Genomic DNA, 11,805 nt, shown 5'->3' with positions numbered 1-11,805 from the left:
TTTTTGTCTCTGAATTTGCTAAAGTTGAAGCGGATCACTGGGCAAATTAGCGAAACTCGTCGATAATGCAGATTCATTTGCTTACAGAATAACAACTATGCCACTACATAAAGCTAAAGAGTTAAGTATCAAATCCTTAAAGAGCTTTGAACACTTAGTCTTGTTCATCATTGCTCTGGCCACCTTATTTGCCATTGGCGAAGAAATTCTCCACATGATTGACATTCGCACGGTTGAATTGGCTGATCTGTTATTGCTGTTTATTTATCTCGAAGTATTGGCCATGGTGGTTAACTACATTGAGTCAGGCAAACTGCCAATCCGCATGCCACTGTACATCGCAATTGTGGCATTGGCGCGATACCTAATTTTAGACATGAAGGGCATGGAAGACTGGCGCATTTTGGCCATCTCATTATCCACTATAGTTTTGGCTTGTACTGTCATCGTTATTCGTTGGGGTCAGTTAAAAATGCCTTACCCTAAAAACCAAGATTACGACAGTTAACCACTGAATACTGCATCAATAACAAGCCTTATTAACGTTATTGAGTTTAATACAAGGATAGCTTAGCGCTTGCTTAACAAAGCATTTGTGCTAACAATATGGTTAAGAAAAAACATTAGGCCATATAACATGGCAGACAATGACGTATTATTTCTGGGTTTTGATATTCAAGGAGCGACACTATGGGCCAAGAGCCAACTGGATTTGATGAAAAACGCGGTTCACTTCGAGTCGACATGGAAGCTGAGCGAGTACGTTTAGATTGGATAAACGCCCAAGGTGAATCTTGCCAAGACCATGGAATTTGTATCGATTTAGCCCGTAAAGGTATTTTGTTTGATTTTAAAGCGGCGTTTAAACTCGGTGACTTAGTGGCGGTCACATTTAATGAGAACACGCCTAAGCAAAATACTATCAAAGGCCAAGTGTGCCGATGCACTGAATGTAATGCACAAAGTTACCATATTGCGCTTCAATTAATTTAAATCATTGAATATTTCATGCAGTCTTAGTGGGCTGCTCTATACTCAATCAATAACCAGCATCAACTATTTGCAGCGTTAGTTAAGCATAGAGGACCCAGACATGATATTGCTCGTTGGTGGAGAAAAAGGCGGTAGCGGTAAAAGTTGTTTAGCCCAAAACCTTGCGGTGTATATTACCCAAAAATTCAATGCTAATGTGTTGATGGTTGATTGTGACCCACAGCGCACTACATCAGATTGGATCCAAGCTCGTAACAATGACCCCAGCTTAAAAGCCATTAACTGTATCCAACTCTACGGAAAAATCCGTAATGACTTATTAAGTTTAGACGAGCGCTTTGACTACGTGATTGTCGATTGTGGCGGCCAGGATAATTTAGCTATGCGAGCGGCTATGTCAGTTGCAACTTATGTGGTGATTCCATTGCGCCCTAAGCGCCGTGATTTGAAAACATTACCGCACATGGAGGACATGCTAAGCACCTGTAAAATGGTTAACCCTAAAATGGTGGCGTCGATTGTCATTACCCAGTGCCCTGCACTTCCATCGCAAGTTAAACGCATTTTAGAAGCCAAAGAAGTGGTTCAATCATTTGGGTTACGCGCGCTAGACTCTGTTACCTTTAGCCGTAACATCTACGATGACAGTGAAGAAAGTGGCTCTTCTGTATTAGAAATAGAACCCGATGGTAAAGCTGCCGACGAGATCCGCGCCATTGCTGATGAGCTTTTTGCCATTCCACCAGAAAACCGCTATGAGTTTAACTGATCTTAAACGCAAGAAACTCAAAGACACTCGCAATAAAGTGTCGGTTGATGAGTTTATTGAAGATGCCAACAACTATGCTTTAGGTAAAACCGCAGGGCAAAATACGACGAGCCAAACCACAGCGCAGTTTTTAAAGGGGCTCGATAAAAAGAGCACTAAAATCTACCGCCATGCCACATTTACTCTCACAGAAAGAAGCATTTCACAACTGGAGGAAATAGCCAAAACCTCCAAGATGGCTAAATCAAAAATCCTCAGAGTGTTGATAGATGAATTTTATCAGCAGCAAGACACGACTCAATTAACCATATTGAGTAAGTCGTCACGTTAACCACGCGCCATATCCCTTAATATTATTCACGCATGCTAAATTAGCAGCATCACAAAACCACGGTTAGGAATACCTAACCGATATGACTACCTTGAGAGAACTCATGTCGTTGATTTTATTACTCACGCAGCAAATGTGCGTGTATTTGGTTATTGTTTATTTGGTCAGTAAAACACCACTATTTAAGTTATTTGCCGAAAGCTCAAAACGCTTACCCCACAAAATCTTTATTTATGTGGTGTTTTCACTATTTTGCATTATGGCAACCTATTTTGGTGAACAAACCACCGGCGCAATCGCCAATACCCGTGCGATGGGCGCGGTGTTAGGCGGGTTACTTGGCGGGCCAGTGACTGGTTTTTTTGTTGGCTTAACGGGCGGTTTACACCGTTACTCTATGGGCGGTTTTACCGATCTAGCGTGTGCGATTTCAACGACACTCGAAGGCTTATCTGCAGGCTTATTTAGCTATTATCTCAAGAAATCTGGTAAAGAAGAGTCGTTATATCATCCCGCCCGGGTTTTTATGGTGACGTTTACCGCTGAATTATTACAAATGAGCTTAATCCTGTTAATTGCCAAGCCATTCGAACAAGCTTGGGCATTGGTTTATGTTATTGCGCCTCCCATGCTATTAATTAACTCCTTGGGCGCGGCGATGTTTATGAGTATCGTTCGCGACCAAAAAACCATGTTCGATAAATTATCTTCGAGCTTTTCAACCAATGCGCTAAAAATTGCTGAGCGCAGTGTTGGCATTTTATCGAAAGGATTTAATGAAGAGTCGAGCCAAAAAGTGGCGCAAATTATCATCGAAGAAACCCGGGTTGGTGCGGTGGCGATTACCGACCGACACAAACTATTAGCCTTTATTGGCATTGGCGCCGACCATCATCTGCCAAACACACCGATTTCATCGAAAATCACCTTAGATGCCATTGCTCAAAACAAGGTGATGTTTGCCGATGGCGTAGACACCACCTACGCTTGCTCTATATCAACACAGTGTAATCTGGGTTCTAGTTTAGTTATTCCCTTGCGCAGTAATGACGAAGTGGTTGGTACAATCAAGCTGTATGAGCCTAAAAATAAGTTGTTCCTTAATATCAACCGCACTCTGGGTGAAGGTATTGCCCGGCTACTCTCAAACCAAATTTTATATGGCCGCTTTGAACAACAAAAAAACTTATTGATGCAAGCAGAAATTAAATTACTCCACGCTCAGGTTAATCCTCACTTTTTGTTTAATGCCTTAAACACCATCGGCGCGATTATTAGCCGCGACCCGGCCATGGCCAAAAAGCTCATCAAGCAATTGTCGCAGTTTTTGCGCATCAATCTCACCCGCACTACAGGCTTGGTCACCTTAGGTGATGAGCTAGAACATATCGATGCTTACCTCGCCATTGAACATGCGCGATTTATCGACAAGCTAAATGTCAGCATTGCTATTCCAGCCATTTATCATCATCACAAAATGCCGGCATTTACCTTACAACCATTAATAGAGAATGCAGTTAAACATGGTACATCCTTGCTGTTTGATGAAGGGGTGATAAACGTTGAAGCCAGCACAGACGGCAATGACCTGCTGCTCAGTGTCACCGACAATGCCGGGCTATATAAACCATCAACCAATACCGAAGGATTGGGTATGAACTTAGTCCATAAACGATTACAAAATCTTTTTGGCGAACAATATGGCATAGAGGTGCACTGCCAAGCAGATAAATTTACTCGCGTACAAGTGCGTATTCCCCTTGAAGAGGTCACATTATGATCCGCTGTTTAATTATTGATGATGAACCCTTTGCTCGTCAGGAAGTGGCTGATTTACTCGACAAACATCCAGACTTTGACGTGTTAGGCCAATGCGGTAATGCCATAGAAGCTTTACAACAAATTAACCAACTTAAGCCTGACTTAATCTTTGTTGATATTCAAATGCCGCGGATCAACGGAATGGAATTAATTGCCATGCTCAACCCAGAACAAATGCCGCGAGCTGTATTTATTACCGCCTTTGATGAATACGCAGTAAAAGCCTTTGATAACAATGCATTTGACTATCTATTAAAGCCAATTGATGAAAATCGTTTTACTCAAACCCTGGATAAAGTGCGCAGTAATATGACGCCACAACCAATGGCAAACTTATTACCCAGCCAACTGGCTCACTTGCCTTGCTACACTGGCAGCAAACTCAAAGTGGTCGCTACCGCCGATGTTGAATTTATTGTTAGCGATGTGGGCGGGATTCATGTCCATTCAAATAAAGGGGTCTCTCACACCCAACTGACCCTCAAGGTACTCGAAGAAAAAACGTCGTTGTTTCGATGTCATAAACAATATTTACTCTCAACTAATGCAATATTTGAAATAGAAATCACAGATTGCGGCGCAGAAGTCACCACTCATACGGGAGCAAAAGTCCCAGTGTCACGTCGGTACCTCAAAGAGTTAAAGCAATTGTTAGGATTTCAATAGCACTGATGCAGCGTGATGTGCCGCACGCTTTGCTTCATTTAAAAACGGTTTAAAGGTTTTATTTACCGCTTACCCCACCATATTGACCGCTTACTGAGTTTGGCCCCTATTTATGCCAGAGATGCTTTAACCTTGTCTTACTATATTTATGGGGAGATATAAAAATGACTTGGTTTTTACTCTGCGTTGGTTTACTCATCGGTGGGTATTTTATTTACGGGGCTTTTGTTGAAAAAGTATTCGGCATTAACACCCAAAGACAAACACCTGCTTTTACCCAAACGGATGGCGTCGATTACGTGCCTATGTCAAAGGGGAAAGTTTACTTAATTCAACTGTTGAACATTGCCGGTGTCGGTCCAATTTTTGGTCCTATTTTAGGTGCTCTATACGGCCCCGCAGCTATGCTATGGATTGTGTTTGGTTGTATATTTGCCGGTGCAGTTCACGATTACTTCTCAGGCATGTTATCGGTTCGCAATAATGGCCAATCAGTACCTAACTTAGCCGGTAAGTACTTAGGCAAAAACGCTAAACACTTTATGAATTTGTTTGCGATTATTTTATTATTGTTAGTGGGCGTGGTCTTTATTTCAGCACCAGCAGGATTATTAAGCAAACTAACAGGCTACGATGTTGCTATCTTTGTTGGGGTCATTTTCTGCTACTACTTAATCGCAACGATTGTACCAATCGATAAAATTATTGGTCGTTTTTACCCCTTCTTTGGTGCGTTATTAGTCTTTATGTCAGTAGGCTTAACCATTGCCTTAATGCTGTCATCTGAACACACTATGTTACCTGGCTTTGAAATGGGTGACTTCTTTACTAACCTTAACCCTAACGACATGCCATTATGGCCTGCCCTATTCATTACAATTGCGTGTGGTGCAGTATCGGGCTTCCATGCAACTCAATCTCCATTAATGGCACGTTGTGTTGAAAACGAATCAAATGGCCGCTTTGTGTTTTTTGGTGCCATGATTGGTGAAGGTGTTATCGCGTTAATCTGGTGTGCTATTGCATTATCGTTCTTTGGCGGTGTTGAAGGTCTTAATGCTGGTATGGCGGGTAACCCTGCAAACGTCGTATACGAAGCGTCTAACGGTTTACTTGGCGCATTTGGCGGCTTCTTAGCCATCTTAGGTGTTATCGTACTGCCAATTACCTCTGGCGATACGGCATTCCGCTCTGCTCGTTTAATCTTGGCTGAGTTCTTTAACATCAAACAAGTTGAGTTACCAAAACGCCTTTTGTTGGCCATACCATTATTTGCTATCGGTGCGGTATTAACGCAAGTCGACTTCGGTATCATCTGGCGCTACTTTGGTGTAGCGAATCAAACCACCGCCGTATTGATGCTTTGGACTGCTGCAGCTTACTTGCTTCGTCATAATAAGTTCCACTGGATTTGTTCTGTACCAGCAATGTTTATGACCTGTGTAGTGATTAGCTTTATGCTGAACTCAACGACCTTAGGTGCAGGTTTGCCGATGACAGTTTCAACAGTGGCAGGTATTGTGACCACAGCAATTATTGCAGCACTGATTATCATCAAAACCAAGGGTAAAGGCGATATTGATTCGGATGATGAAGACAACATCACCTTAGCTAACGAACAATAATTTTCTCCCTCTCATGACAAACGGCAGCCTCGGCTGCCGTTTTTGTGTAGATATCACTTTAGCCATTATGCAGGTATAATAACGGCAAACTTAATTAGCTCAAACGGTCCATGACACAAGCAAACAACCCTCTTCACGGCATTAAGCTGGAAACTATCGTAACCGAACTTGTTGAAAAATATGGTTGGGAAGAATTAGCTTCTAGAATTAACATTAAGTGTTTTAAAGAAAACCCAAGTGTTAAGTCGAGCTTAACGTTTTTGCGTAAAACCCCTTGGGCGCGTGACAAAGTTGAATACTTGTATCTAAAGGCCAATAAGCTACCATTACCGCCGCCTAAAGTTGACTCACGCAACCCTGCAACCAAGACGCATAATGCCGCTAAAAAGCCTCAGTCTATTAAAAAACCGACCGCTGAGGCAACGGATGCCCCAAGCAAACCGGTCAATGCCGACATTTGGGGTAATGGATAATACTAAAATAAAAAGTGCTGTTAATTCAGCACTTTTTATGTTGAGGATTGCAATAACACAATGTAATTACAGCGGAAACTCAAAAATTAAACGCCATACTTTTAAACCACCACCAACTTGATAACTGAACCCCAAACGATCAAATTCAACACTGTCTAATCCTATTGCGGCTAATGTCAGTGGCTTTGAAAACGCTAACGTCGTTCCGACTTCATACGTATAAGAAGTCAACACATCATCCCCCACTGGCGTCACAAACTTCAGTTGATCAAAATACCAATGCCCGCCAACAAAAAAGCGAGGCTCAACGCGAGTGTCATCCCATGCCCAATCAAAATTTACGCCAAAATCCACACCCGTTTTTAATACCGAATACCCTTCAGTACTGTCGTTTTGATTACTCTTATAGCCGGCATAATAAATACGATTAACCCACACAGGGCTATATTCAGGAGAGCCAAAACGATATTGAGTCGACAAACCTGTCGAAAATATCCCCACATGGCTATAGGTAGAAAAATTATGGCCGTAACCTAAATCCACATAACTTTCGATGGTTAACTGCTCGTCCACCAGCCAGTGATATTCAATACCGGGTGTTACGGTGAGCGTTCCGACACTTTCAGGGAAACTGCCGCCAGGCAAATCATTAAACGAATAATCAAAAAAACCAAATGAAGCGGTTAAGCGCAGTTTTAGTCTATGCTCATCAGATTCATCTAAATCAAACCCTAACGGCACATTAACGACTGCAGCGCTTTGGCCTGAAGTACGGTAAATACCGCTACCAAGGTAATTGGCAAAGGCATAATGAGAGGCGTCAGGTTCAGAACTAATAAGTTCATCGGCTACAGCATGATAACTCATGCTGCTTATACCGATAACTGCGCAGATGGATAAAACGAAGCGGCTTAACGCGGGGAAAGCAAACGTTGATTGAGTAAAAGGTGATAAATCCAAAAGCCAAAGATGACGCTCGGGTTTCATTGCCATATCATTACTGTTCGTTTTGCTTATTCATCGTTAAAATGATGTTCAGACATCATATGACCAAGCTCAGTAGACTTGGTTTTTAAATATGACTCATTGTAACGGTTTTTGCCCACTTGCAATGGAATACGCTCAACCACTTCAATGCCCACATTCTGCATGGCCATTACTTTGCGCGGGTTATTAGTCATTAAACTGACTTTTTTAACCCCAATTTGTTTAAGCATGGGCGCTATCATGTCGTATTTACGCATGTCAGCCTCAAAGCCTAAACGCACATTCGCTTCAACCGTATTGGCACCGGCATCTTGTAACTCGTAAGCACGAATTTTGTTAAGCAAGCCAATACCACGCCCTTCTTGACGTAAATACAGTAAAAAACCTTGGCCTTTTTCAGCAATACTTTGCATTGCAGATTGTAATTGAAAACCACAATCGCAACGCAAACTGAATAACGCATCGCCCGTTAAGCACTCTGAATGAATTCGGCCCAATATAGCTTGATTAGGATCAATTTGGCCAAATGTCAGCGCAACATGTTCTTTACCTGTAGCGGTTTCTTCAAAACCGTGCATATCAAACACACCCCAAGGAGTGGGTAATTTAGATGTTGCGATATATTTTATCGACATGAATTAACCTTACGACAACTAACTGTAAAAGATGTAATTAAAATTTAGCAGGAGCAAAACCAGTGACTTCTGAAATGCCCATTTCGCGACCTAATGCCGTCAATGGATGCACAACAACCAAGCCTTTAACAGACTTATTTAGCTTGCCCATATCAGCTTGTTCAGCTTTCGTTAGCACGCGCTTAAACCCAAGCGTTTTTAATGCAGCACCTTCTTTGCTTAACTGGCGAGTTTGCTGACCTTTAATGCTGGCAATACGCTTAGTCACAGTCGCGATTTCTTTCTTAAACTGCATGATAACCGCAGTATCACCGCGTTGCTCTGCCGCTGCGAGCTTGCGACGAAATTTGTCTAATTTATCATTTAATGTTTGCAGCTCTTGCTTTAAATTCATTTGAATACCTTAAATACTTTGGTGTGTTTAATGAAAGGCGACTTTATTGTGCCGATACAACACCTTTTCGGACGCAGATTATATACCCAAAACCACCTAATATGCGACAACCAAACCAAGGTTATCTGAGTCAACTAACAATTTTGCTGTTATTCAGTGCACCATCTAATGACACTTTCAAAAACATAAATGAGGTAAACTAAAATTGTGTTTATCGTATTTTCTTTGGCAATCACTTTTACTTGAATCATTCCACTCATTAATCACGGTCAAATAGCCACAAGTAGTCTCGACTCACCTTCTACAGCGTTTAACACCATGATTAATACGATGATTAAACTCTACGACATTCCTGGTTATTTTTCACACAACCCTTTGTGTTTAAATGTAAATGTTTACATTTAAACAATAATAACACTGCAATCTTTATGATAATCATTATCATTCGCGTCATTATCTATACAAAGGTCGCATGTATGAAATCTCTTCGTTTGTCACTGCTCGCTATTGCATGTCAGAGTGCGCTATTTTCTGTTTATGCTCAAGAAAACGTACCGATAGACACCACCACAGAACCTCAAATCTCATCTGAAGATTATGAGCGAATCACGGTTTATGGTCGTCAAAATCAAGTCGTCAAGAATTCTGGACTTGCAACAAAATCTGACATGTCGCTTATGGAAACACCTGCTGCTGTAGTGATTGTCGATGAATCCTTAATTGACTCACAAGGCGTGAGCAATATGCAAGATTTAATAAGAAATATCAGTGGTGTAACGCAAGCAGGTAATAACTATGGCATAGGGGATAATTTAATTATTCGTGGTTTAGGTGCCAATTATACCTATGACGGAATGTACGGTGGTGCCGGTTTAGGTAATACGTTTAACCCAACAAGATCGTTAACTAACGTCAGTTCAGTTGAAGTATTAAAAGGTCCAGCGACAGGACTATACGGCATAGGCAGTGCTGGCGGCGTGATCAATTTAATCGAAAAAAAGCCTGAATTTGTCAGTAAACATCTATTTGAAGCTGAAGTAGGCCAATGGGACACTTATTCATTTATGGCTGATAGCACTGGTGCTGTCAGTGAAGATATGGCCTATAGACTCGTTGCCAAAAGCGCACGCAGTGATGGCTATCGTGATCTCGGAACCGATAGAGATGAAGTGTATGGTTCGTTGAAGTTTGACTTAAACGATGACCAAAATATCATGCTATCTGTGGCCTACATCAATGATTCAATTCCTGTCGACTCCATTGGCCATCCTATCCGTATCTATAATGCAGCCTCTGTCGACGGTAAAACAGCTGACCAGGTAAGCTGGGAAGATCTGGTTAATGATCCTAATGGCAATGGGGTGCAACTCTCAGATGAACAGCGTCAACAACTCGCAGACTCTCTCAGTAGCACAGATGGGCAAACACCCTATGACTTTGGACATAATGGCTTAATTTCGCCGATGGCTAAAGATAACGAAGGCGAAGAACTGCGCTTCAAGTTAACCCATAATATTTACTTAACTGATAGCCTATTTTTAAATCAGCAGTTGCAGTACCGTAATTATGAAACCAGTTTTGCTCGCCAAACGGGTGCCTATAACTATGTTTATTGGGAAAGAAACGGGGTCATTAACGATGATCCTCGTGCCCCACTTGTTGAAGACGACGTACTCTATCCTTTTGCTGCCCGTCGTCAGGAATACCGTAAAGTCTCTGCTGATGAAGAATCATGGCAATACTTTGCCGATTTACGATACAACTTTGATATTGGCAACATCGAAAACGAATTGTTAGTGAATGCCAACTTTGAAGACCGTAGCATTCGTTTTCAACAATACTCAATTTGGGATGCTGATTATGTATTAACAGACAGCAATGGTGATGTGACATACCAAGGTTCACTTCCTTATATCTACGACATTAGAGATCCTAATTGGGGTGAAGGCGATTTTGAAGACTACGATCCATTATTGACCAGTAACTACAATAAAACCGTTGCCGCTTGGGGTGTCGGTATACAACATGTTGGTTATTTAGGTGGCGGGTTTACTAGCCGTATTGGCATCGCGTTTAATGAAATCAAACAAAGCTACGAACATTTAGGTGTTGATTCACGTTACAGCAGTAGTTTAGCAGAGCCCCAACCGGAAGCAGATACCACAGATAACGGCATAACCTACAACTTAGGGTTAACTTATATGCCAACTGACGATATTTCAATTTTCGTCAATCACTCTAAAGGGCGTACTGCCTACAGCGTGCTCGGTGATGTTACAGGCAGTGAGGCTGACAGAGATGATTCTGAATCAATCAGCAGCGATATTGGTTTGCGTACAAAAGCATTTGACGATCAATTACTGGCGTCATTGGTGTTTTTTAAAACATCACGCACAAACGTGGCTTATTCAAACCCTGATTATGACAGCAGCCAGACAACCACTGACATCGAACCCTATTTTTATGATGGTAGCGAAGACACTAAAGGGGTTGAATTAGATCTCAATGCCTATTTGAACGATCAATGGCAAGTTAACGCAAATGCGGTATATCAAGATGCACGAGACAACCAAAACCCAAATAGTAGTGACTATGGGCAACGCCAAAAAGGGGTACCCTACGTCACGGCAAGCACTTGGGTTACTTACGCTGCTGAACTCAACCTTCCCGCCCCCGTTTCTATTAGTTTAGGGGCCGAATATGTGGGAGAACGCAGCACTAACTCAAGCTCATTTGGTATACCTGATGGCTATGTTCCTAGTTACACCGTATTTGACACGGCCATTAGTTATAATGTTGAACGTTATAAAGTTCAGCTCAATATTAATAATTTGCTTAACAAATCATATTACGAAAAAGCCATGTTCTTAGGTGGTTTGCCTGGCGAAGAACGTAACGCTAAGTTAACGGTAACCTACCGTATCTAATCAAAACGACTCTACACTAAACACTGCCACCACGTTACTGTGCTTGGCAGTGTTTTTGTTTATGGTGGTATTACTTTATGATGACAGGCATAAAGTAATACCAATCAGCACAAAAACGTGATCATGCTTACTGGTTAACATCGCTTATCACTTCGTTAGAAATGTTGAAGGTAGAACAACTACC

The 11,805-nt window shown here is 41.8% G+C and carries 12 protein-coding genes; 9 read left to right on the top strand and 3 right to left on the bottom strand.

Going from position 1 to position 11,805, the window contains the following annotated elements:
- Positions 1-97 precede the first annotated feature (97 nt).
- The 8 genes from PQR79_RS01185 to PQR79_RS01150 all read left to right on the top strand — a co-directional run bounded on the left by PQR79_RS01185 (position 98) and on the right by PQR79_RS01150 (position 6,678).
- Positions 98-508 carry a phosphate-starvation-inducible protein PsiE gene (locus PQR79_RS01185; protein WP_188924509.1) on the top strand — a complete coding sequence of 137 codons (411 nt, stop codon included), beginning with the start codon at positions 98-100 and terminating at the stop codon, positions 506-508.
- 182 nt (positions 509-690) lie between these two features.
- Complete coding sequence (locus tag PQR79_RS01180) at positions 691-993, top strand: PilZ domain-containing protein (RefSeq protein ID WP_238105082.1); 303 nt, start codon at positions 691-693, stop codon at positions 991-993.
- A gap of 100 nt (positions 994-1,093) precedes the next feature.
- The gene (locus PQR79_RS01175) at positions 1,094-1,762 is read left to right on the top strand and encodes an AAA family ATPase (RefSeq protein WP_238105093.1); all 669 of its coding nucleotides are present in this window, start codon (positions 1,094-1,096) and stop codon (positions 1,760-1,762) included.
- Positions 1,749-2,093, top strand: coding sequence for a replication protein RepA (locus tag PQR79_RS01170; protein ID WP_238105187.1), 345 nt, complete (start codon positions 1,749-1,751; stop codon positions 2,091-2,093). The genes PQR79_RS01175 and PQR79_RS01170 overlap by 14 nt, the downstream gene beginning before the upstream one ends.
- A 103-nt stretch (positions 2,094-2,196) precedes the next feature.
- On the top strand, positions 2,197-3,873 hold the full coding sequence (locus PQR79_RS01165; protein WP_238105190.1) for a sensor histidine kinase: 1,677 nt from the start codon (positions 2,197-2,199) through the stop codon (positions 3,871-3,873).
- Positions 3,870-4,580 (top strand): two-component system response regulator BtsR, encoded by a 711-nt coding sequence (gene btsR / locus PQR79_RS01160; RefSeq protein ID WP_238105209.1) that lies wholly within the window; start codon positions 3,870-3,872, stop codon positions 4,578-4,580. The genes PQR79_RS01165 and btsR overlap by 4 nt, the downstream gene beginning before the upstream one ends.
- A 164-nt stretch (positions 4,581-4,744) precedes the next feature.
- Positions 4,745-6,205: a carbon starvation CstA family protein gene (locus tag PQR79_RS01155; RefSeq protein WP_238105211.1), complete on the top strand. Its 1,461-nt coding sequence runs from the start codon at positions 4,745-4,747 to the stop codon at positions 6,203-6,205.
- 110 nt (positions 6,206-6,315) lie between these two features.
- Positions 6,316-6,678, top strand: a complete 363-nt coding sequence (locus PQR79_RS01150; protein WP_238105225.1) for a VF530 family protein — start codon at positions 6,316-6,318, stop codon at positions 6,676-6,678.
- Positions 6,679-6,744: 66 nt separating this feature from the next.
- Here PQR79_RS01150 and PQR79_RS01145 read toward each other — a convergent pair whose 3' ends face one another.
- From PQR79_RS01145 to PQR79_RS01135, 3 genes are all read right to left on the bottom strand, one after another.
- Positions 6,745-7,545: a hypothetical protein gene (locus PQR79_RS01145; RefSeq protein WP_274408356.1), complete on the bottom strand. Its 801-nt coding sequence runs from the start codon at positions 7,543-7,545 to the stop codon at positions 6,745-6,747.
- A 146-nt stretch (positions 7,546-7,691) separates the two neighbouring features.
- Entirely contained in the window at positions 7,692-8,300 is a 609-nt protein-coding gene (ribA, locus tag PQR79_RS01140) for a GTP cyclohydrolase II (protein ID WP_238105251.1), read from the bottom strand.
- Between the two features lie 37 nt (positions 8,301-8,337).
- Complete coding sequence (locus tag PQR79_RS01135; protein WP_238105274.1) at positions 8,338-8,694, bottom strand: YibL family ribosome-associated protein; 357 nt, start codon at positions 8,692-8,694, stop codon at positions 8,338-8,340.
- A gap of 476 nt (positions 8,695-9,170) precedes the next feature.
- Here PQR79_RS01135 and PQR79_RS01130 point away from each other — a divergent pair, with 476 nt between their 5' ends.
- Positions 9,171-11,621, top strand: a complete 2,451-nt coding sequence (locus tag PQR79_RS01130) for a TonB-dependent receptor (RefSeq protein ID WP_238105289.1) — start codon at positions 9,171-9,173, stop codon at positions 11,619-11,621.
- The last annotated feature ends 184 nt before the right edge of the window (positions 11,622-11,805 follow it).

It is taken from the genome of Shewanella metallivivens (assembly GCF_028750675.1).
In the GTDB taxonomy this organism is placed as follows: domain Bacteria; phylum Pseudomonadota; class Gammaproteobacteria; order Enterobacterales; family Shewanellaceae; genus Shewanella; species Shewanella metallivivens.
Note: the sequence above shows the minus strand (reverse complement) of the source record. Positions and strands in the feature narration are given on the sequence as shown.

Excerpts from the sequence above, each read along its gene's own strand:
- PQR79_RS01185 (WP_188924509.1), top strand. The coding sequence starts at position 98 with ATGCCACTACATAAAGCTAAAGAGTTAAGTATCAAATCCTTAAAGAGC.
- PQR79_RS01180 (WP_238105082.1), top strand. The coding sequence starts at position 691 with ATGGGCCAAGAGCCAACTGGATTTGATGAAAAACGCGGTTCACTTCGA.
- PQR79_RS01175 (WP_238105093.1), top strand. The coding sequence starts at position 1,094 with ATGATATTGCTCGTTGGTGGAGAAAAAGGCGGTAGCGGTAAAAGTTGT.
- PQR79_RS01170 (WP_238105187.1), top strand. The coding sequence starts at position 1,749 with ATGAGTTTAACTGATCTTAAACGCAAGAAACTCAAAGACACTCGCAAT.
- PQR79_RS01165 (WP_238105190.1), top strand. The coding sequence starts at position 2,197 with ATGTCGTTGATTTTATTACTCACGCAGCAAATGTGCGTGTATTTGGTT.
- btsR (WP_238105209.1), top strand. The coding sequence starts at position 3,870 with ATGATCCGCTGTTTAATTATTGATGATGAACCCTTTGCTCGTCAGGAA.
- PQR79_RS01155 (WP_238105211.1), top strand. The coding sequence starts at position 4,745 with ATGACTTGGTTTTTACTCTGCGTTGGTTTACTCATCGGTGGGTATTTT.
- PQR79_RS01150 (WP_238105225.1), top strand. The coding sequence starts at position 6,316 with ATGACACAAGCAAACAACCCTCTTCACGGCATTAAGCTGGAAACTATC.
- PQR79_RS01145 (WP_274408356.1), bottom strand. The coding sequence starts at position 7,545 with ATGAGTTATCATGCTGTAGCCGATGAACTTATTAGTTCTGAACCTGAC.
- ribA (WP_238105251.1), bottom strand. The coding sequence starts at position 8,300 with ATGTCGATAAAATATATCGCAACATCTAAATTACCCACTCCTTGGGGT.
- PQR79_RS01135 (WP_238105274.1), bottom strand. The coding sequence starts at position 8,694 with ATGAATTTAAAGCAAGAGCTGCAAACATTAAATGATAAATTAGACAAA.
- PQR79_RS01130 (WP_238105289.1), top strand. The coding sequence starts at position 9,171 with ATGAAATCTCTTCGTTTGTCACTGCTCGCTATTGCATGTCAGAGTGCG.